At 66.1% G+C, this 22,621-nt stretch carries 29 protein-coding genes; 17 read left to right on the plus strand and 12 right to left on the minus strand.

The window, feature by feature from the left end; all coding sequences use genetic code 11:
- Nucleotides 1-57 precede the first annotated feature (57 nt).
- The 3 genes from ACLNEE_RS13780 to ACLNEE_RS13790 form a co-directional block, all read right to left on the minus strand.
- Entirely contained in the window at nucleotides 58-777 is a 720-nt protein-coding gene (locus ACLNEE_RS13780; protein ID WP_412007235.1) for a hypothetical protein, read from the minus strand.
- Between the two features lie 244 nt (nucleotides 778-1,021).
- Nucleotides 1,022-1,402, minus strand: a complete 381-nt coding sequence (locus ACLNEE_RS13785) for a VRR-NUC domain-containing protein (protein WP_411424031.1) — start codon at nucleotides 1,400-1,402, stop codon at nucleotides 1,022-1,024.
- A gap of 130 nt (nucleotides 1,403-1,532) precedes the next feature.
- Nucleotides 1,533-1,775, minus strand: coding sequence for a type II toxin-antitoxin system Phd/YefM family antitoxin (locus ACLNEE_RS13790; protein WP_411424223.1), 243 nt, complete (start codon nucleotides 1,773-1,775; stop codon nucleotides 1,533-1,535).
- Between the two features lie 107 nt (nucleotides 1,776-1,882).
- Between ACLNEE_RS13790 and ACLNEE_RS13795 the strand changes: the two genes are divergently transcribed.
- Nucleotides 1,883-2,182: a type II toxin-antitoxin system TacA family antitoxin gene (locus tag ACLNEE_RS13795; RefSeq protein ID WP_411424224.1), complete on the plus strand. Its 300-nt coding sequence runs from the start codon at nucleotides 1,883-1,885 to the stop codon at nucleotides 2,180-2,182.
- 38 nt (nucleotides 2,183-2,220) lie between these two features.
- On the plus strand, nucleotides 2,221-2,679 hold the full coding sequence (locus tag ACLNEE_RS13800) for a GNAT family N-acetyltransferase (RefSeq protein ID WP_411424225.1): 459 nt from the start codon (nucleotides 2,221-2,223) through the stop codon (nucleotides 2,677-2,679).
- Here ACLNEE_RS13800 and ACLNEE_RS13805 read toward each other — a convergent pair.
- Nucleotides 2,676-2,915 (minus strand): FitA-like ribbon-helix-helix domain-containing protein, encoded by a 240-nt coding sequence (locus tag ACLNEE_RS13805; protein WP_411424226.1) that lies wholly within the window; start codon nucleotides 2,913-2,915, stop codon nucleotides 2,676-2,678. The two genes, ACLNEE_RS13800 and ACLNEE_RS13805, sit on opposite strands and share 4 nt — an antisense overlap.
- 203 nt (nucleotides 2,916-3,118) lie before the next feature.
- On the opposite strand from ACLNEE_RS13805, the gene ACLNEE_RS13810 reads away from it, so the two are divergent.
- Both ACLNEE_RS13810 and ACLNEE_RS13815 read left to right on the plus strand, forming a co-directional pair.
- A complete protein-coding gene (locus tag ACLNEE_RS13810) occupies nucleotides 3,119-3,355 on the plus strand; it encodes a type II toxin-antitoxin system Phd/YefM family antitoxin (RefSeq protein WP_411424227.1) in 237 nt (78 codons plus the stop codon).
- A complete protein-coding gene (locus tag ACLNEE_RS13815; protein WP_411424228.1) occupies nucleotides 3,355-3,801 on the plus strand; it encodes a type II toxin-antitoxin system VapC family toxin in 447 nt (148 codons plus the stop codon). Before ACLNEE_RS13810 ends, ACLNEE_RS13815 begins: the two co-directional genes overlap by 1 nt.
- Here the strand turns inward: ACLNEE_RS13815 and ACLNEE_RS13820 are convergent.
- Entirely contained in the window at nucleotides 3,798-5,216 is a 1,419-nt protein-coding gene (locus tag ACLNEE_RS13820) for a DEAD/DEAH box helicase (protein WP_411424229.1), read from the minus strand. The two genes, ACLNEE_RS13815 and ACLNEE_RS13820, sit on opposite strands and share 4 nt — an antisense overlap.
- Nucleotides 5,217-5,319: 103 nt before the next feature.
- Between ACLNEE_RS13820 and ACLNEE_RS13825 the strand changes: the two genes are divergently transcribed.
- The 7 genes from ACLNEE_RS13825 to ACLNEE_RS13855 all read left to right on the plus strand — a co-directional run bounded on the left by ACLNEE_RS13825 (nucleotide 5,320) and on the right by ACLNEE_RS13855 (nucleotide 12,517).
- Complete coding sequence (locus ACLNEE_RS13825; protein WP_411424230.1) at nucleotides 5,320-5,514, plus strand: hypothetical protein; 195 nt, start codon at nucleotides 5,320-5,322, stop codon at nucleotides 5,512-5,514.
- 15 nt (nucleotides 5,515-5,529) lie between these two features.
- On the plus strand, nucleotides 5,530-8,220 hold the full coding sequence (locus tag ACLNEE_RS13830; RefSeq protein WP_411424231.1) for a primase-helicase zinc-binding domain-containing protein: 2,691 nt from the start codon (nucleotides 5,530-5,532) through the stop codon (nucleotides 8,218-8,220).
- Between the two features lie 291 nt (nucleotides 8,221-8,511).
- Nucleotides 8,512-9,198 (plus strand): hypothetical protein, encoded by a 687-nt coding sequence (locus tag ACLNEE_RS13835; protein ID WP_411424232.1) that lies wholly within the window; start codon nucleotides 8,512-8,514, stop codon nucleotides 9,196-9,198.
- A gap of 122 nt (nucleotides 9,199-9,320) precedes the next feature.
- Nucleotides 9,321-9,701, plus strand: a complete 381-nt coding sequence (locus tag ACLNEE_RS13840) for a hypothetical protein (RefSeq protein ID WP_411424233.1) — start codon at nucleotides 9,321-9,323, stop codon at nucleotides 9,699-9,701.
- Nucleotides 9,702-9,705: 4 nt separating this feature from the next.
- The gene (locus tag ACLNEE_RS13845; RefSeq protein WP_411424234.1) at nucleotides 9,706-10,227 is read left to right on the plus strand and encodes a hypothetical protein; all 522 of its coding nucleotides are present in this window, start codon (nucleotides 9,706-9,708) and stop codon (nucleotides 10,225-10,227) included.
- Complete coding sequence (locus ACLNEE_RS13850; RefSeq protein ID WP_412007236.1) at nucleotides 10,224-11,819, plus strand: phage terminase large subunit family protein; 1,596 nt, start codon at nucleotides 10,224-10,226, stop codon at nucleotides 11,817-11,819. Before ACLNEE_RS13845 ends, ACLNEE_RS13850 begins: the two co-directional genes overlap by 4 nt.
- Nucleotides 11,816-12,517: a sigma-70 family RNA polymerase sigma factor gene (locus ACLNEE_RS13855; RefSeq protein WP_411424236.1), complete on the plus strand. Its 702-nt coding sequence runs from the start codon at nucleotides 11,816-11,818 to the stop codon at nucleotides 12,515-12,517. Before ACLNEE_RS13850 ends, ACLNEE_RS13855 begins: the two co-directional genes overlap by 4 nt.
- Before the next feature lie 115 nt (nucleotides 12,518-12,632).
- On the opposite strand, the gene ACLNEE_RS13860 is transcribed toward ACLNEE_RS13855, so the two are convergent.
- Together ACLNEE_RS13860 and ACLNEE_RS13865 are read right to left on the minus strand one after the other, a co-directional pair.
- Nucleotides 12,633-13,580, minus strand: coding sequence for a hypothetical protein (locus tag ACLNEE_RS13860; protein WP_411424237.1), 948 nt, complete (start codon nucleotides 13,578-13,580; stop codon nucleotides 12,633-12,635).
- Nucleotides 13,581-13,706: 126 nt separating this feature from the next.
- Nucleotides 13,707-14,690, minus strand: a complete 984-nt coding sequence (locus ACLNEE_RS13865) for a hypothetical protein (protein ID WP_411424238.1) — start codon at nucleotides 14,688-14,690, stop codon at nucleotides 13,707-13,709.
- A 309-nt stretch (nucleotides 14,691-14,999) separates the two neighbouring features.
- Between ACLNEE_RS13865 and ACLNEE_RS13870 the strand changes: the two genes are divergently transcribed.
- The 6 genes from ACLNEE_RS13870 (at nucleotide 15,000) to ACLNEE_RS13895 (ending at nucleotide 19,894) form a co-directional block, all read left to right on the plus strand.
- Nucleotides 15,000-16,589: a DUF4055 domain-containing protein gene (locus tag ACLNEE_RS13870; RefSeq protein WP_412007237.1), complete on the plus strand. Its 1,590-nt coding sequence runs from the start codon at nucleotides 15,000-15,002 to the stop codon at nucleotides 16,587-16,589.
- A gap of 16 nt (nucleotides 16,590-16,605) precedes the next feature.
- A complete protein-coding gene (locus ACLNEE_RS13875; RefSeq protein ID WP_411424470.1) occupies nucleotides 16,606-17,103 on the plus strand; it encodes a hypothetical protein in 498 nt (165 codons plus the stop codon).
- A 3-nt stretch (nucleotides 17,104-17,106) separates the two neighbouring features.
- Nucleotides 17,107-18,279 carry a lytic transglycosylase gene (locus ACLNEE_RS13880; protein ID WP_411424471.1) on the plus strand — a complete coding sequence of 391 codons (1,173 nt, stop codon included), beginning with the start codon at nucleotides 17,107-17,109 and terminating at the stop codon, nucleotides 18,277-18,279.
- Nucleotides 18,280-18,453: 174 nt separating this feature from the next.
- Complete coding sequence (locus ACLNEE_RS13885) at nucleotides 18,454-19,269, plus strand: hypothetical protein (RefSeq protein ID WP_412007238.1); 816 nt, start codon at nucleotides 18,454-18,456, stop codon at nucleotides 19,267-19,269.
- Nucleotides 19,270-19,288: 19 nt separating this feature from the next.
- Complete coding sequence (locus ACLNEE_RS13890) at nucleotides 19,289-19,576, plus strand: hypothetical protein (protein WP_411424473.1); 288 nt, start codon at nucleotides 19,289-19,291, stop codon at nucleotides 19,574-19,576.
- Nucleotides 19,577-19,705: 129 nt separating this feature from the next.
- Entirely contained in the window at nucleotides 19,706-19,894 is a 189-nt protein-coding gene (locus ACLNEE_RS13895; RefSeq protein ID WP_254942891.1) for a hypothetical protein, read from the plus strand.
- Nucleotides 19,895-20,008: 114 nt separating this feature from the next.
- Here the strand turns inward: ACLNEE_RS13895 and ACLNEE_RS13900 are convergent, their stop codons facing one another.
- The 5 genes from ACLNEE_RS13900 to ACLNEE_RS13920 all read right to left on the minus strand — a co-directional run bounded on the left by ACLNEE_RS13900 (nucleotide 20,009) and on the right by ACLNEE_RS13920 (nucleotide 22,325).
- The gene (locus ACLNEE_RS13900) at nucleotides 20,009-20,227 is read right to left on the minus strand and encodes a hypothetical protein (RefSeq protein WP_412007239.1); all 219 of its coding nucleotides are present in this window, start codon (nucleotides 20,225-20,227) and stop codon (nucleotides 20,009-20,011) included.
- Nucleotides 20,228-20,501: 274 nt separating this feature from the next.
- Complete coding sequence (locus ACLNEE_RS13905; protein ID WP_411424476.1) at nucleotides 20,502-20,837, minus strand: hypothetical protein; 336 nt, start codon at nucleotides 20,835-20,837, stop codon at nucleotides 20,502-20,504.
- Between the two features lie 115 nt (nucleotides 20,838-20,952).
- Nucleotides 20,953-21,219, minus strand: coding sequence for a hypothetical protein (locus ACLNEE_RS13910; RefSeq protein ID WP_411424477.1), 267 nt, complete (start codon nucleotides 21,217-21,219; stop codon nucleotides 20,953-20,955).
- A gap of 54 nt (nucleotides 21,220-21,273) precedes the next feature.
- Nucleotides 21,274-22,017, minus strand: coding sequence for a L,D-transpeptidase (locus ACLNEE_RS13915; protein ID WP_411424478.1), 744 nt, complete (start codon nucleotides 22,015-22,017; stop codon nucleotides 21,274-21,276).
- Between the two features lie 110 nt (nucleotides 22,018-22,127).
- On the minus strand, nucleotides 22,128-22,325 hold the full coding sequence (locus ACLNEE_RS13920; RefSeq protein ID WP_411424479.1) for a hypothetical protein: 198 nt from the start codon (nucleotides 22,323-22,325) through the stop codon (nucleotides 22,128-22,130).
- Nucleotides 22,326-22,621 lie beyond the last annotated feature (296 nt).

Genomic DNA, 22,621 nt, shown 5'->3' on the forward strand with positions numbered 1-22,621 from the left:
GAAAATTAGCACTGTTCACTGATAGCCGCACTCACAGCGGCTGTTAATTCCTAGCAATCAGGCTGTGACTGGCTTCTTGCCTTTGCGGCCGCTGGGCTTGGTGCCCTTTCTGTTGGCCGCCTCCCACTGGTCCAGCCAGCGCTTGGGCAGGTACTGGTCGCCCTCGATCCACAGCGGGGCCAGCTCCTCCGGTTTGTAGTCGCCGAAGCCCGTGAGCACGGCAAAGAAGCGCTTGCGGTGCTCTTCGCTGGCCTCGACCGCCAGGGAGTTGAGGGCGTCGCTGGGCTCCAGCCCGCATTCGTCGACAACGCGGCGCATCTGGTTGCGCCACTTGGACGAGAGCTCGGTGGCCTTGCGCTGACCAACGGTCGGCGCCGGGGTGGTACGGAAGGCCTCCGGCACCTCCCTCAGGCCGCAGTAGCAGGCCCACAGTTCCAGTGGCGTCCAGGCCGGGCATTCGTCGTCGCCCAACGGGATGGCATTCTCGAGCTTCTCTTTGATCGCCTGGGTCTTGACCGGGCCCCAGTCCTTCTCGGCGATGCGGCGGTTCAGTTCGCCCAGCTGCCAGAAGGCCTTCTGGCGCAGCTCGCCGGCCTTGCCCTGCTCGATCACCGAGAGGTTGCCGTAGGAGATCGCATCGAAGCCGGCCTCTTCCGCCCAGCTGCAGGCGGTGTACTGGGTCCAGCCGTTGGTTCTTCGCCAGTTCAGCAGCATCCGACCGAACGCTGCGCGGTTCTCCTCCTGGCGCTCAAGCAGCTCCGCGTAGGTGATGGCCACGTTCAGGATCCTGAATGGGATTTCCCGAACCATACGGCAAACTTGGCACTCCTAGCCACGTCCTGACACCTCTTGGCATATCAGGCCTGATCTTGTCCGAGCCTCTGCTGGATCTGCTTGGCAAGCTGCCCAGTGATGATCCTCCCTGTCGCTGCCTGGAATCTCAGAGCAAGGGTGTAGGGGAGCTCGCCCGGTTGGGTCTTTGCGAGACGCCACAGCCGCTGCTGCACTTCTGCCGGATCCATCAGTGTCCCAGCGGCACTTGCCTCGGCGCGCCAAGCAATTGCTCGGCTTCCTCCGCAGAGCGACAGGCCGCGGCCAGCCCCCCGAGCTGCTGCACCAGCCGGAGAAACGCCCGTTGCTCCGGGCTGAGCACGCCCTGGGCTGTCTTGACCTCCAGGGCCACAAACTGAGCGAGCCGCTGGCCGACCAGCTCGGGCGTGATCTCAAGGGAGCGCAGACCGATCAGGTCGCTGCTGCCCTTGCACAGCCCAAAGCGCACGAAACGGCCCTGCTGATCGACCAGGGCGCCGGTGTTGTTGCGCCAGAGGCGCACCGCTCCGCGGCCACAGGCCAGGCGGATGCGCTGCTGGATCTCGTGTTCGCTGGGTGAGGAGGAGGCCATGCCTCCTGTTGCCGGGCTGGTTGTCAGCGATTGGTAGGTATTGGCTGTCTTGCCAATACCTGACAGGTATTCGCTGAATTGCTTCGGCGGGCAATAGCTCGGACAGCCAGCCAGCTGCTGTAGGCCGTGCTCACCAGAGCGCTTCTGGGCTCAACTCAGTCACCTCGGTGGCCATGCCATCGAGGATCGACGTGCGCATCCCAGGAATCGAGACCAGATGCAGGGTCTCCCAGATTGCGCGCCAGTGAACTTCCCCCAGCAGAACAGCGTTGCCCTGCTTCCCAATGATCAGCACCGGCTCGTGGGACTGCCCCACCTCGTCAATCAGGGCTTGGAGCCGCTTGCGGTCTTCAGTGGCTGAAACGCAGGCCATGGCGCTCCTGCTGCCAGTCCGTGAAAGCGTATTGCTGCTGACGACCTGCGGAGCTGTCATGACATTGTCTGGCAGGCGGGGCTAGGGTGGCGAAAGACGGTGCCGTGATGACGTCATCCCCTTCGAGAAGCGAGAAGCTCGACCTGCGGCTGACGCCAGGTGCCAAGCAGACCCTGCAGCGGGCAGCCGCGGCAGCCCAGCGCAGCGTGAGCGAATTTGTGTTGGAGAGCGCCCTGGCCAGCGCGGCTGAAACCCTGGCCGATCGCCAGAGCTTCCAGCTGGATGGGGAGCAGTGGGAGGCCTTCGTGGCTGCCCTGGACGCTCCACCCCGGGTGCATCCGCGGCTGGCACAGTTGCTGCAGGAGCCGAGCGTGCTGGAGCGGCCAGCTGCTGGTGGCGCTGAGTGAGCTGCTACCGGATCGAACCGCTCCAGGCCAGTCATGCCGTGGAGCGTTTTGATTGCGGCGAGGAAGCCCTGAACCGCTTCCTGGTCCGCTTCGCGCTGGCGAATCAACGAGCGCGGGCCAGCCGCACCTACGTGGCGCTGGATGGCGACGTCGTCGTTGGCCTCCACACCCTGGTGGTGGGTGAGGTGGGCCCGGAGCAGGCACCAGAGCGGATCAGCAAGGGGTTGGCGCGGCATCCGATTCCGCTGATGGTGCTGGCCCGGCTTGCCGTGGCGGTTGCGCACCAGGGGAAGGGCCTTGGCGCCGCCTTGCCGAAAGACGCGATCGTTCGGACGCTGGCTGCGGCCGATATCGCCGGCATCCGCGCCTTGGCGGTGCATGCCAAAGATGAACGGGCCCGAGGCTTCTATGAGCATTTCGGCTTTCGCCCCTCGCCCACTGACCCGCTGCACCTGTTCGTACTGCTCAAGGATCTGCAGGGCATCGGCGGCGGTTAATGGTTTGGAGAGGAGGAGCGCTCGGGCAGCTCCAGCTCCACGCCACCGAGCTGGGCGAAGTGCTCATGGATGCGACGGCCCAGGCCCTGGCCACCAGCGACGGGCTGCCGGGCTTCGAGGGCGGAGCGGAGGATCGTGCGGGCTTCCTCTTCCATCGATCGGCAGTGCCGAGCGGCCTGAATGCGGAGCTGCGCTGTGGTGTGTTCGTCGAGGTTGCGGATCGTGAGCGTGGTCATTGACGACTCTCGCTTGCGCTGACGGCAATGCTGTCAGTGCTGAGGCCTCTGACCGCGCGTAGCCATCCCAGTAGGGATCAAGTCCTGTGCTGACGAGCGACTGCGTCGATGGCTGGTTGTCGTGCTCGCTGGGAGGAGGCCACGCCCCCTGCATCTGCGCCGCATACCCGGCCTAGAGTTGGTCATCTAGATGGTCAACGGCCATGGTGCAGGTGACGGTGGCGGAAGCCAAGACCCAGCTCTCCAGCCTGCTGGATGCGGTGGAGGCCGGTGAGGCCGTGGTTATTACCCGCCGCGGCAAGCCCATCGCCGAGCTGGTGCCGCGCTGCAGCGTGCGTGATCTGCTGCCCCAGCTCTCCGCCCTGCGAGAAGCGTTGCCAGAGCAGCAGGCCAGCGGCGTGGAGACCATGCGGATGCTGCGGGACGAGTCCCGCGCCTGATGCTCTACATCGACACCTGCGTGCTCCTGGCGGTGCTGATGCCGGAAGTGCACTCCGCCGCCGCGGTGGCCTTTCTGGAGGAGGCGAGTGCACCGCTGGCGATCAGCTCCTGGAGTGTCACCGAGCTCCATTCCGCCCTTGGCCTGAAGGTGCGCACCAAGGCCCTGAGCCAGGCGCAGGCCGAGACGGTGCTGCAGGGCTTTGAGCGCAGCCTGGCGCCGGGTCTGCTGGTGCTGGAACTGGAGCCGCAGGACTTCCGCAATGCCAATGCCTGCCTACGCGGCTGGAGCACAGCCTTGCGAGCGGCCGATGCTCTGCACCTGGCCATCGCCAACGGCCGCGGCGCCACCCTCTGCAGCCTGGACGCTCCGTTTGTCGCGGCGGCCCAACAGCTGAGCCTGCAGGCTGAACTCCTGGGAGCAGGAGAAAAGCCAGGCAGGGATTAGGCGCTGCCCTGCCGGGCCGCCCAGACGTGCCTGGCCCAGCCGGGTTTGTAGCCGCGCTCCTGCTCGCGCTGCAGCAGCTCTTCGTAGGTGCGGCAGCCAGCGGCCGGGTGCGTGCGCCGCAGCCGTTGCTGTTGCTGCCTGGGCTTGGGCCGGTGCCGGGCTGCACCCGTGACTTCCACCAGTTCACCCTCAACCTGCTGCAGCCCGCGGCGCTGCTCATCGCGCTCGTCGGTCAGGAACAGATGGCCGCAGTCGGGGCAGAGCTGGGCTGCGCTGGGGCAGCTGCAGAAGCAGACCGGGCAGTCCTTGATCGGGATTGAGACACCCTCGCGCCGGCGGCGGCCGGCCAGGTTCCACTCGCGCTCATCGGTGGGCAGGCCGTGGCGATGGGCGTTGCCGACGTGATCGAGGATCACGGCCTCCTGCTTCCCAGGTGCGGGACGCAGGGCACGGCCGACCATCTGCAGGTAGAGGCTCAGGGAAGCGGTGGGGCGCATCAGGATCGCCCCGCCGACGGAGGGGATGTCGGTGCCCTCGGAAATGATCATGCAGCTAGTGAGCACCTCCACCTCGCCGGTGCCGAGCCCGGCGATCAGGCGCTTGCGCTCCTCCGCTGGGGTGCTGCCGCTCACCGAGGCGCCCCTGATTCCCGCAGCGCGGAAGGCCGCGGCCATCTGCTCGGCGTGCTCGATCGTGCAGCAAAAGCAGATCGCCGTGCCGGGGTGCAGTCGGCGATGGTAGTGCGGCACCGCATCGCCGATGGCGGCCCGATCGCCAAAGGCGCGTGCTGCCTCCTCCAGATCGAAGTCGCCCATGCGGCGCCGCAGCTTGCTGTTCCGGGCACCTGGCCAGGAGAAGACCTTGGGCCTGGCCAGCCAGCCCTGCTCCACCAGCCAGGCTGCTGAGGGCCCCAGCACCAGGGCCTCGAAATAGCCGCCGGCCTCCACGCCCAGCCCCTTGCCGTCGAGGCGCTCGGGGGTGGCGGTCTTGCCGATCAGGTGGGCCTGGGGCCAGGCGTTGATGACCCGGCCCCAGACATTGCCGGCCACCAGGTGGTGGGCCTCGTCCTGAATGATCAGATCCGGCGCTGACAGCTGCCCCAATCGCCGAGCAACGGTCTGCACCGAGCCCACCGCCACCTGGCGGCCCAGCAGGCGGTGGCCGGGGGCGATCACATCGGGCTCCAGGCCCCAGGCCCGCACGGTGCCAGTCAGCTGGTCGATCAGCTCAGCCCGGTGGGCGAACACCAGCACCCGCCGGCCCTTGCCGGCCGCCCCCTGCACGATGGCGCCGATGGTCTGGCCCTTGCCCGCACCGGTGGGCATGACGGCGCAGACGCGGCGGTGGACCTTGAGAGCGGCGCGGAGGTCGGCCAGTAGCCGCTGCTGGTAGTCGCGCAGGACGATCGGGGCCATGGGCAAGGCGGCAGGCTTTGCGCTGAGCCAGGCGTCTCAGCAATGTTCAACTTATCAAGCTCTGCCGGGTGTGCTTAGGCTGTACTCAGAACGTCAGACATCCATGGCCTCCTTCGCGCCACCGCTGAGCGTCTCCATCACCGAGGCGCAGTTGGCTTGGCTTGACCAGCGCCGCTTGCACGGAACCCTCAGTCGCTCGGCGGTGCTCCGCCAGGTGATCGACGCGGCGATCGCGGCAGAACAGGCCGGCCTGGCCGTGCCCGGGCCAGTGCTGGTGGCAGCCGCTGAGCGTCGTTGATCCGCGGCGACACCCATGGCAACCGACGTGATGACTGCGGCCAATGGCCGCTGGCGGGACATCCTCGAGGCGCTTGCCGGACTGCCAGCCGAGCAGCTCAGCAACCGCCATCAGCCCTGTCCCGCCTGCGGGGGGCGGGACCGCTACCGCTTTGACGATCGCGACGGCAACGGCGCCTGGTTCTGCAACCAGTGCGGCGGCAAAGACCACCTTGGTGGCGGTGGGACCGGGATAGACCTGCTCATGCGGGTGCGCCGCTGGAGCTTCTGCCAGGCCTGCGAGGAGGTGGAGCGCTACCTGGGCCTGGAGCCGGACGGGACCGGGCGGCATCGGCCCCAGCTGGCGTCCAGCGGCAACGGCGCCGGAGGTAAGGCCCCTGCGGCCACAGGACTCCCCGGCCATGCCAGCCGGCCCTGGCGCCAACCCGAGGTGCCGCCCGCCGACGCCGCGCCGCCAGAGCTGGAGCGGGGTGCGATCGCCCAGTGGTGCTACCGCGACGCCAGCGGCGCACCGCTGTTCTGGATTCAGCGGCTCTGCCCTGGCCGCAGCGGCCGCAAGGGCTTTCTGCATCGGGTCTGGCTCGATGGCGGCTGGCACCGCCCCAGCCGCCGCGATCCCTTCTCTTGCGAGTGGCCTGCCCCACGGCCGCTCTACGGCCTCCCCGACCTAGGCGAACGCCCCGAGGCACCGGTGCTGGTTGTGGAAGGCGAGGCCACCGCCGATGCCGCCGCCCGTCTGTTCCCCGAACACGTGGTGATCAGCTGGGCCAACGGCACCAACGCCATCGCCAAGGCGGACTGGCAGCCGCTGTCGGGACGGGGGGTGACGCTCTGGCCCGATGCCGACGCACCGGGCCGCAAGGCGATGGTGCGGCTGGCCGCTCTGTTGCGCGAGCAGGGCTGCTGTGTGCAGCTGGTAGACCCTCCGGCCGATTTGCCGCAGGGCTGGGATCTGGCCGATGCCGACTGGAGCCCAGCGGAAGCGGCCGAGCATCTGCAGCAGTGGCTGCAGCCCCTGCCAGCAGATGAAGCAAGACTGGGAGGGGCATCAGACCCGGAGGACCAGGAGCCCACCTCCGCTGAGTCACCGGCTGGTGGCGGTGGCGGCGCGCCGTTCCAGTGCCTCGGCTACGACGGCGAGGCCAGCTACTACCGCTCCGGCCGCACCGGACAGGTGCTGCGGTTGAGCCGCTCGGCGCACACTGCCACCCACCTGGTGGCGCTGGCGCCCCTGGCCCACTGGGAGACCCTCTACCCCAGCCGCACCGGCGTGAACTGGTCGGCGGTGGCCAGTGACCTCTACGAGCGCTCGATCGCGGCCGGACTCTTCACGCCCGATCGCATCCGCGGCCGCGGCGCCTGGTGGGATGACGGTCGGCCGCTGCTGCACCTGGGCGATCGGCTCGTCATCCCCGAGGGGGAGCACCTGATCACCACGCCCTTTCGCTCGCGCTACGTCTACCAGCGCATGCCGCGGCTCGATGGGCCCGGCGATGTGGAGCCGCTGTCGGTGCAGGAGGCGGCGGTGATCGTGAGCATCGCCAACCGCTTCCACTGGGATGTGCCGGCCTCCGGCACCCTGTTGGTGGGCTGGATGGTGCTTGGGCCGATCTGCGGCTCGCTGCGCTGGCGGCCCCATGTGTGGCTCACCGGCGGTGCGGGCTCCGGCAAGAGCGCGATCCTCGAGCGCTACATCACCCCCTTGCTGGGCGACTTCGCCCTGCCGGTGAGCGGGTCGACCACAGAAGCTGCGGTGCGCCAGTCGATCTGCTCCGACGCTGTGCCGGTGGTGTTCGACGAGGCGGAGAGCAACGAGCGGCCGGATCAGCAGAGGATGCAGGGGATCCTGTCGCTGGCACGGGTGGCCAGCAGCGAGAGCGGGGCGGCCCTGCTCAAGGGCTCTCCGAGCGGGGAGGTGAGCCGCTACCGGGTGCGCTCGATGTTCCTGCTCAGCTCGATCGCCACCGCCCTCAAGCAGGGAGCGGACCGCAGCCGCTTTGCCCAGCTCACCCTGCGCAACCCCGCCGAGCTGCCCAAGAGCGAGCGGGAGCTGCACTGGGCCTCGCTGGATCGGGACCTGGATCGCCACATCTCCAGCGAGCTGGGCCGGCGGCTGATTGCCCGCACCGTGGGCCTGATCCCGATGATCCGTCAGGCCGAGGGGGTGTTCACCCGCGCGGCGGCGCGGCACTTCGATTCCCAGCGCCTGGGGGATCAGTACGGCACCTTGATGGCCGGCGCCTGGTCGCTGCTTAGCGATGTCGTCCCCACCCAGGAGGAGGCCGAACAGTGCATCGCCTGCCACGACTGGGAGAGCTACAGCCAGAGCACCGAGCTCAGCGATGAGCAGCGCTGCATCCAGACGATCCTCCAGCACCCATTGCGGGTGGAGTGCGCCGATCGCAGCGTCACACGCACGATCGGCGAGCTGGTGGAGCTCGCTGCCCACCAGGCCCATGACCTGGAGATCAGCGCGGAGTTGGCTGCCCAGGCCCTGGCCCGCCAGGGATTGCGGCTGGAGCCGCCCCATCTGCTGGTGAGCAACACGGCCGAACCGATCGCGCACATCCTGCGGGAGTCGGCCTGGGCCCATGGCTGGGCGGTGGTGCTGTTGCGCCTGGCTGGCGCTCAACGCCGCGGGCCGGTGCGCTTCTGCGGCGCCGGCATGGTCACGCGGGCGGTGGCGATTCCACTGGCGGTTCTCTGAGGTTCAGCGTCACAGCCATGACACCCCGCAACACCCCACCGTTATGCCCAGATCGACTGCAGCGCAGCCGATCCCAGCGACTGTAACGCTGTAACGCTTTTCGCCGGGGGAAGACACCCTCACACACACATCAACACCCATGCACACCTGCGTCAGGACACACTGCTGCTTGCTAATGCTTCCATTTAGAGAAAGAGGGTTACAACGTCACAGGGTCTGCTCAACCCCTGCTCTGGAGCGGGATTTCGGCTGTGACGCCTGCTGTCACGGCCCGTTGCAAGGGAAACGGCCATGGTGACGGCGACCTGGCTGGATCCCATCCCCGGCCTCTGGCGGGATGAGGCAGCCCATCAGTATTGGCTGGGCGATCACCTGTTTCCGGTGTCGATCACCGGCGTGCTGGCCCGCGGGTTGAGCGAGACCGCCAAACGCTCGATCGAGGCCAAGCGGCCGATCTGGGAGCCGCGCGGAACCACCGTGCACGCGGCCCTGGAGCGCTACACCCAGGCCCGCTTCCTGGTGGGCAAGAGCGCGGCCGATGCCCTGCCGGAAGCCGAGACCGTGCCGGGCCATCACCCCTACCGGGACTGGATCCTGCCGCTGCTGCAGCTGCCGCTCTGGGACGCGGTGGAGGTGATCGCCAGCGAGCGGCTCACCTGCTGTCTGGTCCGCAACGTGGCCGGTGCCTTCGATGGGGCGTATGTCTCACCGGCCCTGAGCGAGCGCCGGGGGCGGGAGGTGCGGGTGCTCTACGACCTCAAGACCCTCTCGGCCCACGGCCGGTCCTATTCCACCGCTGCCCAACTGGGCGGCTACATGGTGCTGGAGGCCGCCCAGGGGAACCACTACGAGATGGGCCAGACGATCTGGAGCAAGCCCGGCGAGGCGTTCACCAGCACCTTCTACAGCCGTGAGCAGTGCCTGAGCGCCTGGGCTGCCGCCTGGAGCCGCTACTGCCTGGCTCACAGGCCCTTCTGAGCACAGGGGGAGCCTAATTAGGAATTAACAGCCGCTGCGATTGCGGCTCTCAGAACAGAGCCCATACAGTGAAGTCCTGGCGGGCTCTGACCTGCTGGCCTCTGAATCCCCTGGCCATGGTGATGCCTGCTGCCCCTGTTGAAGCTGCCTCGGCGTCGTCAGCAGTGCCGGATTCAGCAGGCGCCATCGATGCCCTGCTGGATGCCATCACGGCTCTCAAGGCCCAGCAGAAGCAGCTGGAGCAGCAACTCGAGCCGCTGCTGGTGGCGCTCAGCGAGGCCATGGCTGCCGGCCAGCTGGATCCGGCGTTCTCCCACAACGACTGGGCCTTCTCCCACAGCCTTGGCCGGCTGAGCTACGAGTTCCCGGCGCCGGTGCAGCAGATCGAGCAGCAGCTCAAGGCCGCCAAGGAGAACGCCATCCAGCAGGGCAGTGCCACCGAGAAGCGCGGCAAGCCCTTCTGGACCATCCGCCCCCCGAAGACCCAGCCCCTGCCGTTCTGAGCTGATGCCGCCGCGCGCCCACAACTTGAGCGCTGCTGATCCGGTGGAAGAGCTGCGCGCTGCCGCCAGCACGGAGGACGACAACGGCCAGCCGATCTACGAGCCCACCGACCCGGCCCGGCCGATCGGGCATGCCAACCCACCGCGACGCACGAAGGGACAGGCGGCCCAGCCGCCGCCCCGCCCCTCGCGGCTGGAGGTGGAACGCCGCGTCGCTGAGGGGCAGTTGTGGATCGCCCAGCGCATTCCGCTGGCGTTGATCTACGAAAAAGCTCGTGAAAGCTGGGGGGTGACCAACAGCCAGACGATCAACCGCTACCTCAACCTCGCCCGCGAGCGGATGGTGGAGGAACTGATCACCGACCGGCGCCGCCACCAGGCCGAGCAGATCTTTGCTCTCAACGACTGCGCTCGCCGGGCCATGGATGCCGAGCAGTTCTCGGCTGCAGTGGGCGCCTTCCGGGTGATCGCCGAGATCGGCGGGCTGCTGCGGGCGCCGATCAAGCCGCCGGAGGCACGGCCGTGACCGGCCTGCTGCTGCCCGAGACGGATCCCTGGGGGGATGCCGGCCTGCTGCACCTGCCGGTGACCACAGCTGCTGAACCTGCAGAGCCCCAGAGCCTGCGCAGCTTCATCGCCGAGGCCTACCCCCGCTACGGCTTCCACCGCTGGGCCGAGCTACTGATCGAGCTGCTCCAGGCCGTCGCCGATGGCGAGATCAGCCGGCTGATCGTCACCTGTCCCCCCCGGTTAGGGAAATCGCTCCTCGTCTCCAAGCTGTTCCCGGCCTACTTCCTGCAGCGCTACCCGCACCTCTTTGCGGCGATCGCGTCGTACTCAGCCGAGCTGGCCTACGCCCACTCGCGAGAGGCGCGCCACTTCTACCGGGTGACCGGCCACCTGCTCGCCCGCGATTCGGCTGCGGTGGGCAACTGGCTGACGCGCCAGCGGGGCGGCTGCATCGCCGCCGGCGTGGATGGCCCCTTCACCGGCAAGGGCTACAGCCTGGGGATCATCGACGACCCCTACAAGGGCCCCGGTGATGCCGCCAGTCCTGCGATGCGGCAGAAGCTGATCGACTGGCTGCGGTCGGTGTGGCTGACCCGCGCCGAACCGGCGTTGGTGTTGGGGCCGGACGGCACAGAGCAGCCGAACCTCTCGGCCCAAGTGGTGGTGCTCACCCGCTGGGACCACCAGGACGTGATCGGCTGGCTGTATGAGCATGAGCTCGGCGAGGCACCGCAGCACTGGACCGTGCTGGATCTGCCGGCCATCGCCGAGGACCCGTTCGATCGACCCAAGCTGCCGCCCACCTGCACCCTGATCCCCGACTGGCGACAGGCGGGAGAAGCCCTTTGCCCGGAGCGGTTCCCGCTGCCGGAACTGCTGAAGATCAGAGCCCGCCTCGGTGCCTATTGGTGGGCGGCGCTGTATCAGCAGCGGCCCAGCCCGGCGTCGGGCTCGATCTTCCTGCGCCAGTGGATCCGGCCGCCCTTCCCCCGCGAGGAAGCAGGAGCGGCCGCTGGCCGGCAGCGCCTGTACGCCCTGCTGGCGCTCTCCTGTGACCTGAGTTTCAAGGGGGAGGCAGAGAGCGATTACTGCGGCTTCTGCCTGGCCGGCCTGCTGGCACCACCAGCCCGGAATGGCATCCCCCGATCGGGTGAATCTCAGGGACCGATGGCCCCGGCGGCGCTGGAGATCGAGGTGCTCTGGGCAGCGCGGCACCGCTTTGGTCTGCCGGAGGTGATCCGCTTCCTGCTGGGTTGTCTGGAGGCGCTGGAGCAGCAGTGCCTCAGGCCCCATGCCGTGCTGATCGAGGACGCGGCCAACGGCCCGGCGGTGCTGCAGACCCTCCGGCGCCGGGTGCCGGGGATGCTGCCGATCACCGCCCGCGGCAGCAAGGAAATCCGCGCCCATGCCGTTGCCCCCCTGGTGGAGGCGGGGCAGATCCGCTTCCACCACCGCGCCCAGCCGCTGGTGGAGGAGGCGATCCGCTTCCCCAAGGGCAGCAAGGACCTTGTGGATGCCTTCTGCCACGGGGCTCTCTGGCTGGAGGGCCGCTACTGGAAGGCTCAGGGCATCCAGCCGGTAGTGACGCCACTGCTGGTGAGCCGGTGAGCGTGTCGATGGTGTCCGCCGTGCGGGAACATCCCAAGCCTTCCGCAGTGGAGAGCCCACGCCCTGCCGTGCTGTTTCCTGCTGCTCTGCAGCTGGTGCTGCCGCTCACGGTGGTGCTGGTGGGTGATGTCGCAGGCGTGGAGCGGATGCTGCGGCAACGGCGCTACCGCAGGCCGGCGTGCCATGCCCGGGCAGATCAGCTGGAGATCAACCTCCACGCTCCAGTGCGTCACCACCCCAGAGCCCGGGCTCAGCCGCCTCCGCGTTGCAGACCTCGGCGACAGCGCCCGGTGCGGCCTCATGCCGTTGCCGATGCCCTGGCTCTGCAGCACATAGACCTGGCCGAGAAGATCGCCGGCAACTTCGCTCGCCGTACTGTTCACCCCAAGGAGGATCTGCTGCAGCTAGCGATGATCGGGCTGATCAAAGCGGCGCGGCGCTATGACCCTTCACGGGGCCCCTTCCGGCCCTACGGGCGCACCTATGCCAATGGAGAGATCACCCACTTCCTGCGGGACAACGGCTTCCTGCTCAAAGTGCCGCCGACGTGGCGGGAACTGCATGCCCGGGGACAGCGGTTACTGACCTCGGGGGTGGGATTTGCAGAGATGCTGGAGCGACTGGAGATTAGGCCTGAGCAATGGGATCAGGTTGTTGATGCCTGCTCAGTTCGGGTCGTTGCTTTTCCTGTTGAGTAACGCCAAGATCAGAAGCGGGCACTATCCTTTGCGCAGATAGCATACTCAAGCCCCGCCTTCTGAATCTTGATGTTAGATTGCTTAGTGGCGATTCATTCGCCAAGAGTGGTTAAGACTATTTTGGCATGGCCTCGGACCCAAATGGATCTACGGGATTTAGCATGAAAGGGTTGCACTCTCCGATACGATCAGAATACCAAGATGCCTGAACATAGTAGTCGTTGATTGCTCTAATTCTTGCATGATAGACCGAGACATGCCTTCGACAAAAAAATGACAGAAAGACAAGCAAGCCTACAGAGAGAAATGAGAGGGCAATAAGAAAGAAACCCTTAATAGATAACACTAAATCGAGAATCACAGCATAATTAGTGGTCATCGACGGTGCATGCCCGGTAGGCACAGGTAAAAAATGAAGGGGATATATAACTGTCAGCAATACCACAGGAGCCAATAAGAGAAGCGATCGAGAGAGACCGTTCATGTCTATTATGTTTCTCTGAAGCGCTCTTCTTAAACTCTTGTGTCGCCGAATAACTGACTGAACCCTGAAGGTGATGTCCTCAAATCCATCTTCAAATTCTCTAAGTCTTTGCAAAAGCATAGTATTAGGCGGCATCAACACTCTTGCAGGTATTTGAAAAGCACTTATCCCGATTGCAGTCGAAGATTGTCTTGCTGATTGCTGGCTGGCCTTTACGGCAGCATTGATCTTGATATTAAGGCTTCTGACAAAATTCTCTGGATAGTAAATCCGTGGCAGCACACGCTTCAGAAAATCAATCTTAACTTCGTCACTGGTGTTATCCAGGGAGATCAGATCTGCCCGTGCTTCGTCGAAGTCATATTCTTCATAGATTCTTTTATCGTGCCAATCAAAATTCATCGATTCTATCCGAGTCTTCAAGTCAGCGGATTCGTCAATTAATGCTTGGCCATCGTACTCCAGCCGATCGTAGTCACTACTCTCGCTGATAATCCTAGAAACAAGGAAGGCAAGCAGTACGCCTATCATTGAGGCGGAAGCTTGAGAAACTGTTGAGAAGAAGCTGTTCCAATCCACTTTTTAGCAAGTGCTCTTTTGTTGTCAATCTAACGCTGGCTATCACCTGCCCGCCGAGAGCTGATGCTTAAAGGATCTCCCTGGGCTTCGGAGAACCGAAGGAGGCGGGTCAGGTGTATGGCTGTGTTAGAAAGAATCTTGAGGAATATCTTGATATTGGTTAACCCACGCGTATTTAACAGGATCTTTCCGCAAAAGGTGCTGTACAACTGCTTGGCGAGCTTCTGGGCTTGACATCTTCAGCGCAGATCGAATCTCAAATTCCTGCTGTCTTGGGCTCGCTCCTAGATTAACTGCCTTCTCGAAATGTTGATCTCCCAATGCAGGCTGACCAGTCTGGTAGTAAACTGCTCCAAGCAAGTTATGCGGATGAAAGCTTTGAGGGCTTGCGCTAATTGCATCGAGCCCATCTTGCTTCGCACCTTCAAGGTCACTCAAATCACGCTTTGCGCCTCCTCTATTTGTGAGCACAGCGCTTCTAGCCCTACCATCATGGATCTTGGAAATTGTATCATCGCTGACATGATCAACAATCGCATTGGCACACTCACCCTGCCTAAAGTAGCGGCCGGACTTTGCTAAGTTCCAGGCATCGCCATCCTTGAGATACGATGAGTAGTAATAGTTTGCCAGCACCAGGTAAAAGTTATTATCTTGGAGCCAATTAACATGGGACTCTGTCAGGTTACCGGTCTCTTCAAGCTCTTGCAGTATCACCACCAAATATGAGGGTTCGCTTCCTTCAACTACGGCTTCAGCTTGAGCCCCGTATTTTTGCGCCAAAGGACCAAACGTTGCTATAATTTGATCTTTTAGTAATTCAGCTTTTGCCCTTGCTTCCGCCCTCCTTATTGCCTCACGCTCTTTCTCCTGTCGTTGCTGCTCTTCGGCTCGTACTCGTTCTCTGCGCTGCTTGTCAGCCAATGGACCACAAAAACCAATTATGGCGACAACTTGTGCTTGGAATTCAGGACTAGACTGACAGTCTTGCCAGCGCAACACGGTTTGTGCGCTTTCTAATGCTTTGACATAATCGCCAGATTCCAAGGCCCCGCAAATAGCCTTGCGTGCCAAATAGGATAATTGATTGGTTGGTGGATTGGTCATCATGGCGTCAACTCTAGCTCTTTCTAACGCTGTATGGACGGGTCCTCGTTAAAAAATAGTCTGGCCCCTGCTGGTCCGCGTAAAAACCCGAAGTCATTACCAGCTCAACTCTAAGCCCACTGCGTGGCAATCATTCTCGAGCAGATGGATCCTCAAGCCTCGTTCATATGCGGACCCTCATAAGAGCCTGTGCCCCTCGCTCTGGCCAACTCGCTTGCGCGGATGATCTGGCTGGAACCATGCAGATCCTGCATCGCCTTCCCCGCGGCCAACCGCGACCTCTGGCAATGGCTCTGACCCCACCAGCAGCCAGTGCCCACCACCCGCCGCCGCAGGACAGCGACCCCCAGCAGCCCCCCCTCCCCACCAGCGCTGCAGCCCCAAGGACCGGCTGCGCCCCCCTGGCTGGAGCACCCCACCCTCTCCGGCCTGAGGGACCGCCTGCAGCTGGTCTACGACTGCTGGACCCTGCTGGAGCTCCCCGACGGCACCAGCCGCCGCCCGGTTTATCTCCCTCGCGGCATTGAGGAGCCCGAAACCTGCTACCTCAAGCGCCTGGAAGCCGCCCGGCCCACCGGCTTCTACCGCGATGCCCTACGCACCTACGCCGGGATGCTGTCGCGGCTGGCCTGGCAGCAGCTGCCCGATTCCCTCAGCCGGGTGGCCACCGATGTGGATGGCCACGGCACCGACCTGGGGGTGTTCCTGTTCCTGGCCGATCTGCTCACCCTTCGGGATGGCGGTTGCCTGATCCTGCAGCTGCCGCCGCAGCACCGCTGGCCCTCAGAAGGGGACCGACTGGAGGCGCTGGCCAAGGGGGACCGTCTTTCCTTACCCCGCCTGCAGCTGGTGCCCCGGGGCGACCTGCTCAACTGGCGCCTCCCTATCAATGCCGCCCCAGCCGCCCCGGCATCGGGGCCGTTGGAGATCGTCTGGCGGGAGCCGCGCCGGCAGGCCCTACCGCCCCGCTTCGCCAGCGGCAACGCCGCGGTGCCCACGGTGGTGATCGATGCCCACGGCGGCCTGGTGCCAGATCCACAGGCCTGGCTTTATCGCAGCCTGGCAGTGACGGATGACGGCCTGGTGCTGCGCAGCTGGCAGGCCAACCCCACCCCCGGCGCCGTGGATGGATACGACGTGGTGCCGGTGGGTGAACCTTCGCTGCTGCCGCAGCGCGTTGACCTACCGGCCCTCTGGTACTCGGTGGATGGCACCGCCTTTGGCGAGGGCGATCTGCCCCACCTGGGCCTGGCCCATCAGTACCTCAACCACTACCGCTGCCGCAGCGACTACGAAGACCTCCTCTCCCGCACAGCCCTGCCAGTGGGCGTACGCACGGGGCTGGTGGATGCCTACGGCTTCCGCCGCAGTGATGGGGCTCTCGGCTCGGGTGCTGCCACTGGCGGAACAGATGCCCAGCGCCCCCAGCGCCTGGTGCTCTCGACCTCCTCCTTCATGGACCTGCCCGAGGGCGCCAAGTTCCAGTGGGTGGAGATCGAGGCGCGGTCGCTGGCCGAGCACAGGGCCTACTTACAGCAGCTGGAAGAAGCCATGCGCCGTGACGCCCTGATCCCCTCCGGCGGCCAAGGCCCCGCCCGCACCGAGCTGGAGATTTCGCTCACGGCTGGCCAAAGCTTTGCGGTGCTGCAGTCCCTGGCGGGGCAGAAGAGCTCAATGCTCAGCACCCTGCTGCGCCAGTGGACCAGGCTCACCGGGGAGAGACTGTGTGATGAACCAGCCTGCACGGTGGAGATCTGCCCGCTGGTGCCGCCGCAGCCACCGCGCAAACCCGAGCCGTCGGTTCAGGAATGGCTGGTGCTGCATGAGCGGGGGGTGATCGACGCGACCGAGCTGCGCCAGCAGCTGGGGCTGGCCGAGATCCATGGAGGCAGCGGCAGCTGAGCTGGCAAGGGAGGGCATGACCCTGTCCTCCCCACCCGCATGCAGCTGGCGCCCTGGCGACAGCGAGGCACTGCGTATTGCGCTGTCCATTCCCGTGACCAGTGCTGCCCTGGCGGCCCTGAACCGGGAGATGTCCCAGCTGCAGACCCACTACCCCACTGGGGTCTGCACAGCCCAGCGGCATCTCGATGCCCTTGCTGAGCTGGACCAGCAACTGGCGGTCCTGACGCCGGCCGATCTCAACGCCCCGGTGCGCCGCAGCCGCAAGGGCGTCGCCGGCGGCGTGGTGCCCAACCCGCTGCCGCTGAGCAAGTTGGCGGTGGTGGAGTACGCCACCGAGCTGCTGCTGGAGGAAACCGAAAGCCAGTGGGACCCCAATGCCCCGTCACCAGCGGTGGTGCTGGGGAAACAGCGCAGCCAGCACATCGGCCAGCTGGCGCTGCTGTTGCCGCGGCTGCAGAACTGGCGCCAGTGCAACCCGGACCCCTTCCGGGGATCCCTGGTGCGGGGCTGAGCAATGGAGCTGCCCCTCTCGCCGTTGAACCAGGGCCTCAATCCCCTGCGGGGTGCGCCGCTGTGGGGCCAGCTGGTCTCTCTGCCTGCCGCTGCGCCAACGATCCACAGCCGGGTGGCCCAGTCGGCGGCGGCCTCGCCTCTGTGGCTGGCGCTGCAGCCCTACGCCAACGCCCGCCTCTGCCTCTTTGAAGTCGACCGGCCCGAGAGCCGCAGCCCCGTCCCGATCCGCCGGCACGTGATCGACTGCTTCCTGGAGCAGTCCGGCATCGTCAGCGGCTACAACGACACCGCCCTCACCGACCCCGGCGATGTGCTGCTGCGCGGCTACCTCTGCCGCGCAGCGATCCTGCCGGTGAGCACCAGCAACACCTTCGACTGGCTGGCCGCCGAGCGCGACTGGGCCACCCCCGGGTTCCGCGACGAGGCACCGCTGCCCTGGGCCCCAGACCTGCTGGGCACAGTGCAAGCCCCCTGCCAGGGGGTGATGTGGCTGGGCGATCTGGCCCAGCTCACGCCCCAGGGCGGTCTGCCATCCGGCGGCCGGGCCCAGTTCGCAGGCTGCCTGGTGCAGCACTTCGGGGCGGACTACGGCCCGGGCGGCATCGGCCTGCTGCTGCAACCGCTGCTGGGGGAGGCGATCCAGCTGGTGCTCAGGCCCCACAGCGTGCTGGTGCTGCGGGATGGCGACACCTTGAACCTGATCGCCGAGCGCTACGGCACCACCGTGGCCACCTTGCGGCGGATCAACCCGCAGCTGGAGAGCACCCAGAGGATCACCGCAGTCGAGGGTGATTCGCTGGCAGTTCTGGCCGGTAGGCATGGCACCACCGAAAGCAAGCTGCGGAGCCTCAACCCGGTGTTGCAGCAGAGCGAGCCTTATGTCACCGCCGAGGGTGAAACCTTGAGCAGCGTTGCCGCAGCCCAGCAGATCAGCCTCTCGCTGTTGCGCCAGTTCAACCCGGAACTGAGCAGCTGGCCCAGCGAGGAACCGCTGCCGGCTGGCACCACCCTGCTGCTGCCCGTCTACCGCTCCACCAGCCCCATCCCGGCCGGGATGCAACTGCTGGTGCCGGGTTATCTGCCCTCAACCCAGCTACCAGCGGGGGAGTGGATCTACCTGCCAGCCCGGCGCTCTGCTCCCGTGCTTGAAGAGCTGCCTGAGCAGGCCTTTTGAGGAGCTGGCAACAGGGAGAGCGAGCGCAGCCCGGACGGGGCGCCCGCAGCACCACAGCCGTGATGGGTGATGCCCTCTTCCTTCTGCTCCTTCTCTGATCCCGCTGCGCCTTGGCAGCGACAGCCCCAGATCCAACAGCAGCCCAACCAGGGCCCCTCCTCCACCCCGCCTTCCATGGCCGCCGATCCCCTCGACGGGGATGACGACGAGGCGACTGGAGGCCTGGATCCGAGTGGCGGCGACGATCTACTTGACCACCCCGGCACCGCTGAGCCGGGCACTGGTGCTGGTGGCAGTGACAACGACGACCCCCCTGCCGCTGCTCCCAGCAGTGCTGATCCCTTGCGCGCCGAACGGCGCCGCAGCAACCAGCTCGAAAAAGAGCTGCGCAAGGCCCGCGCCCAGCTGTCGCGGTTCTCGGAGATCAACCCCGACGAGTACGCCCGCCTGCAGGACGCCGAGCGCAAGCGCGAGGAGTTCGAACGCCAGGTGGGCGAGCGCGAACGCCAGCTCAATGAGGCCAACCTGCGCCGGGTGCGCAGCGTTGAAAAGGAACGGGACGAGGCCCGCTCCCAGGTGCAGAACCTGCGCAAGGAGCGCTTGATGGAGCGCCTGTTCTCCGAGGCTGAGGGTCGGGTGGGCGGTGATGAACGGGGGACGTTCTTTGACACCTTCGTGACGCTCTGCGGCGGCCACTTCCAGCTGGGGGAGGTGGACGGCCGCGAGCGGCTGCTGCCGGTGGACGGCAAGGGCCAGCCCCTCACCGCCGATGGCGTGGCCCTGAGCGATGGCGACTACATGGAGGAGCTGCGCCGCCATCCGGTGTACAGCTTCCTGTTCCAGCAGCGGAGCGGCCTCTATTCGGCTGCTGTGCCTGAAACGGGCCATGAGCACGGGGGAGCGGTGAACCTGCAGACCCTGAGCACCGCCGAGCTCTACCTGGAGGCCGTCAAGGGCACCACCCCCAGGGCGGCTGCTCCCCGGCGCTGATCACCCCGCCGGTAGAGCGATGGCCTGGTATCTGGTGTTCTGGCGCAACCGGTCCACCGCCACGGTGGTGCCGGCCGCCAGCGCCAGCCAGGCCCGCTCCCGTGCTCAACGCCAGCAGAAGAATGGCTATGGGGTGATCGTGGCCGCTCGGCGCGCCAATGCCCAGGACAGCCAGCTGATTCGCCGTGGTGTCTGGGTGCGGCGCCGCCGGGATGGATCCAGCCCCCAGTTCGGCAGTGCTCGCTCCAAAGCCAGGGCCCAGCGGCAGCGCAGCCGTTATCGGCGGTGGCTGGGTGCCCGTGTCTGACCCAGCCATCAATCACCAGGAAGTCATGCAGCCAGCCGATCTGTAACTGCCGTGGATCGGCTCTGGCACCGGCAGCGCTGCTCCGCTTTGCTGCTGCCCAGCGCTTCCTGCCGCTGCCCTGTCATGCCCATGTCCGCCGCCCCAGAGGCCAGCGACTACGTGCTTCTTCATCGGGATACCGGCTCAGCGCTCTACACAACCCGCGCGACGGAGCAGGAAATCCATCGCGCCAATTCCAGCCTCAGCAGAGCCGGCCAGCGTTCGCGGTTTGTCGCCGCCAGGTATCTGATGCACCACAACCCAGGCCAGGAGAGCTGAGAACAGCGGCTGCTGCCTGCTTTTCCACTCGCCGGCTCACGGGTTCCATGAGCTTTCCCTGCATGGGGATAAAGACCCGGCCACCAACCGGCAGCCGGGCCTGAGCCCCCTGGCTCAGCAGACCGAGACGGTGCAGCCGGGAGTGCCCTGCAGCTTGCGGGCAAAGGCGAAGGCCTTCTCGGCCGGGATCAGCCGCATCTTCTTGACGGGCTTGCCGCGGCGGCCCAAGAACTCGACGGCACAGGGGGTGGTGCCGAGCTTCTGGACGCCGGGCTGATAGCGGTGAACCATCAGCAGGCGGACTTCGCAGACGGGGCCCTGGGGGATGGCCATGGCTGGGGTGGAGCGGAGAACACCGACCAGACGCCCCGCAGGCGCAGTGCTGGCCAGGGGCGAGCCCAGCGAGCCTCGCGTCAGCCCTGGCCAGCGCAAGCCGGAGGGGCATGCTGCGGAGGGGTTTCGCTCCGCCCGGCCAGCCACGTCCCACGGGCATGGATGCAACTCCGTGCTGAACGCCCACCGCGCCCGAGCAGTGGAGCTGCTCCACCAACCCTGGGATCGAGAGACAGGCAAGGGGGCCGCAGGTGCAGCCCCCAATCCATGGCGCTCAGACCATCTGCAGCTTCTGCTCAGACAGTGGCTGGCGCTGGAGCTCGAGCTCACAGCGCTGCAGTAGCTCCTGCTGTGCCAAGAGCCGCTCATCTAGCTCATCAATACGTGCCAGACACTGCTGGATTGCCGGGATCACTTCTTCCTCCAGCAGGGTGATCTCTTCTTCTCCATAGGGCTGCTCGATCCAGGTGCGGCGCAGTGGGCGGCCGACATGCCCCCGCAGGATGGATTCGATGGCCTTGCCGCAGGACTCCAGCAGCAGGAACGGATCCTCCTCAGGCCTGCAGAACGGGGAGGTGGCAGCGGAACTGCCTGCAGAGAGCGTGGCCATGACGATCGGCGCCAGGTGTGGCGCAGCGATGGGACCGATCCCAGCGGAGGCGCGGCCGCAGGACGGGCCTCAGACTGGAGAGGCCCGGAGCAAGTCCTCCTCCCGCTCCCAGGCGTTAGCGGTCCATCCGCGTCAGCGCGGCACCACCCAGCAGAGCCAGCAGAAGCTTGAGGGTGGAATCAAAGCCGCCCTGCAGCTGCTCCAACGTGCCGGGGCAGATCTGGCCGATCGGCCTGCCCTCCATCGCTCGCTGGCGGCAGACCCCAGCGGCAAGGGAATAGATCAGCAGCTGGGTGCCGATCACCACCGCCAGGATCTTGAACACAAACCGCTCGCGGTCAAAGGGCGGCTTGGGCGGCCGGGGTGCGGGGTTGGCTTGCATCGCTGCTTCTCCCTGGCGATCAGCCCCCAGCCGGTGACAGCACCAGCTCCGGCGTCACTTTTTTTCCTGAAACACCCCCACATAGACGGTGCCCTGCCGGTAGCGGGGTAGCACCTTGTCGCGCAGATCGGCGTTGTGCAGGCGAACGCAACCGAGGGTGGGGTGCAGGGGTTGCTGCGGCGCCCAGGCGCCGGGCCAGCCACATGCCGAGCCCCCGCCGTGGAGCATGATCCCGGCCCGGCCAACGGCCACCTCCTGGCCCTCCAGCTCCTCCATGTCGAAGGAATACCAGCCGTAGCCCATGGCGGTATCGGAGCAGGGCGGGTTGGGGTTTTGCTCGTAATCGGCGTAGAGCTGACCGAGCCTGTAGAGCCCTGGCGGGGTGTCGGTGCTGGTCTGGCTCCAGTCGGTATCCGCCCCCTGGCCGCGGGCCAGGCAGGGGATCTTCCAAAGGAATCGGCCGGTGTGGTCGTAGGCCTCCATGTCCTCATCCCGGTCATTCACCAGCAGGTAGGTGTCTCCGGGCTGGACGGGGGCTGCCAGCTGCGGGCCGGCCATGCCGGCTTCCTCTGAACCACGGGGATCGAGGCCGCCGCTGGGGACTGCTGATGCCGGGGGCGCAGCGGGTTTCTGGCTGAAGGTGAGCGCCCAGGGAGCCTGCTCGTCGAGGACCGCTTCGCTGCCGGGCAGTGCTGCGATCGCGGCGTGGAGGGTCCAGACGCCGGAGACCTGCTGAGGTTCACCGCGAAAGGCATCAAAGCGGTCCTGGAACCGCTCGGGAGTCATGGGGCTGGTCATGGGCGGGTTGCTGCTGAGCCCTGTTGCCAGTGATGGCCTGGGGCCGCCGGCTGCGGGCAAAAGAAGAGCCCCGGCCGCAGCCGGGGCCAGGGGCCCAAGGGCCTGAGCCCTCAGAAGGGCAGCTCGCTCTCGGGGAACGGGCTCACCCGCTCCGGATTGAGGAGCTGGCGCTCAAAGAGCAGATCAGCGCAGAGCCGCTCCAGCCGCTCCAGAGGAGCAGGGCGGTGGGCCGAGGCCTCTTCCCAGAGCAGCTCCAGGGTGCGGGCGCTCAGGAGCTGGAAGGCGCGGATCCGGGATGCGGAAGCCATGGCAGGCGTAGCGGAGACCCCGAAGCAGGCCGGGCGGGGTCAAGGGGCAGCCCCCTCTGCAATGCGGAGCGCAGCGCAGCCAACGCACCAGTCCGGCTGACTCGCGCAGCCCTTGAGGCCGCCCGGACCATGAGGAGGGCTGCGCGGAGCCGATCCACCGAGCGCCAGTGGGGGAGTGCCGCAGCCTGCCGGGCGATTCGAGCGCATGGCCCCAGCCGCCATTGCAACGGCCATGAAGCGATTACCTGCCGCCAACCGCTTCATCGGATGAAGCGATTAGGCTGCGGCGATGGCTT

The sequence above is a fragment of the Aphanothece stagnina RSMan2012 genome (genome assembly GCF_046764815.1).
In the GTDB taxonomy this organism is placed as follows: domain Bacteria; phylum Cyanobacteriota; class Cyanobacteriia; order PCC-6307; family Cyanobiaceae; genus NIES-981.

Excerpts from the sequence above, each read along its gene's own strand:
- ACLNEE_RS13785 (WP_411424031.1), bottom strand. The coding sequence starts at position 1,402 with ATGGCCTCCTCCTCACCCAGCGAACACGAGATCCAGCAGCGCATCCGC.
- ACLNEE_RS13790 (WP_411424223.1), bottom strand. The coding sequence starts at position 1,775 with ATGGCCTGCGTTTCAGCCACTGAAGACCGCAAGCGGCTCCAAGCCCTG.
- ACLNEE_RS13795 (WP_411424224.1), top strand. The coding sequence starts at position 1,883 with ATGACGTCATCCCCTTCGAGAAGCGAGAAGCTCGACCTGCGGCTGACG.
- ACLNEE_RS13805 (WP_411424226.1), bottom strand. The coding sequence starts at position 2,915 with ATGACCACGCTCACGATCCGCAACCTCGACGAACACACCACAGCGCAG.
- ACLNEE_RS13810 (WP_411424227.1), top strand. The coding sequence starts at position 3,119 with ATGGTGCAGGTGACGGTGGCGGAAGCCAAGACCCAGCTCTCCAGCCTG.
- ACLNEE_RS13815 (WP_411424228.1), top strand. The coding sequence starts at position 3,355 with ATGCTCTACATCGACACCTGCGTGCTCCTGGCGGTGCTGATGCCGGAA.
- ACLNEE_RS13820 (WP_411424229.1), bottom strand. The coding sequence starts at position 5,216 with ATGGCCCCGATCGTCCTGCGCGACTACCAGCAGCGGCTACTGGCCGAC.
- ACLNEE_RS13825 (WP_411424230.1), top strand. The coding sequence starts at position 5,320 with ATGGCCTCCTTCGCGCCACCGCTGAGCGTCTCCATCACCGAGGCGCAG.
- ACLNEE_RS13830 (WP_411424231.1), top strand. The coding sequence starts at position 5,530 with ATGGCAACCGACGTGATGACTGCGGCCAATGGCCGCTGGCGGGACATC.
- ACLNEE_RS13835 (WP_411424232.1), top strand. The coding sequence starts at position 8,512 with ATGGTGACGGCGACCTGGCTGGATCCCATCCCCGGCCTCTGGCGGGAT.
- ACLNEE_RS13840 (WP_411424233.1), top strand. The coding sequence starts at position 9,321 with ATGCCTGCTGCCCCTGTTGAAGCTGCCTCGGCGTCGTCAGCAGTGCCG.
- ACLNEE_RS13845 (WP_411424234.1), top strand. The coding sequence starts at position 9,706 with ATGCCGCCGCGCGCCCACAACTTGAGCGCTGCTGATCCGGTGGAAGAG.
- ACLNEE_RS13865 (WP_411424238.1), bottom strand. The coding sequence starts at position 14,690 with ATGATGACCAATCCACCAACCAATCAATTATCCTATTTGGCACGCAAG.
- ACLNEE_RS13875 (WP_411424470.1), top strand. The coding sequence starts at position 16,606 with ATGACCCTGTCCTCCCCACCCGCATGCAGCTGGCGCCCTGGCGACAGC.
- ACLNEE_RS13880 (WP_411424471.1), top strand. The coding sequence starts at position 17,107 with ATGGAGCTGCCCCTCTCGCCGTTGAACCAGGGCCTCAATCCCCTGCGG.
- ACLNEE_RS13885 (WP_412007238.1), top strand. The coding sequence starts at position 18,454 with ATGGCCGCCGATCCCCTCGACGGGGATGACGACGAGGCGACTGGAGGC.
- ACLNEE_RS13890 (WP_411424473.1), top strand. The coding sequence starts at position 19,289 with ATGGCCTGGTATCTGGTGTTCTGGCGCAACCGGTCCACCGCCACGGTG.
- ACLNEE_RS13895 (WP_254942891.1), top strand. The coding sequence starts at position 19,706 with ATGTCCGCCGCCCCAGAGGCCAGCGACTACGTGCTTCTTCATCGGGAT.
- ACLNEE_RS13900 (WP_412007239.1), bottom strand. The coding sequence starts at position 20,227 with ATGGCCATCCCCCAGGGCCCCGTCTGCGAAGTCCGCCTGCTGATGGTT.
- ACLNEE_RS13905 (WP_411424476.1), bottom strand. The coding sequence starts at position 20,837 with ATGGCCACGCTCTCTGCAGGCAGTTCCGCTGCCACCTCCCCGTTCTGC.
- ACLNEE_RS13910 (WP_411424477.1), bottom strand. The coding sequence starts at position 21,219 with ATGCAAGCCAACCCCGCACCCCGGCCGCCCAAGCCGCCCTTTGACCGC.
- ACLNEE_RS13915 (WP_411424478.1), bottom strand. The coding sequence starts at position 22,017 with ATGACCAGCCCCATGACTCCCGAGCGGTTCCAGGACCGCTTTGATGCC.
- ACLNEE_RS13920 (WP_411424479.1), bottom strand. The coding sequence starts at position 22,325 with ATGGCTTCCGCATCCCGGATCCGCGCCTTCCAGCTCCTGAGCGCCCGC.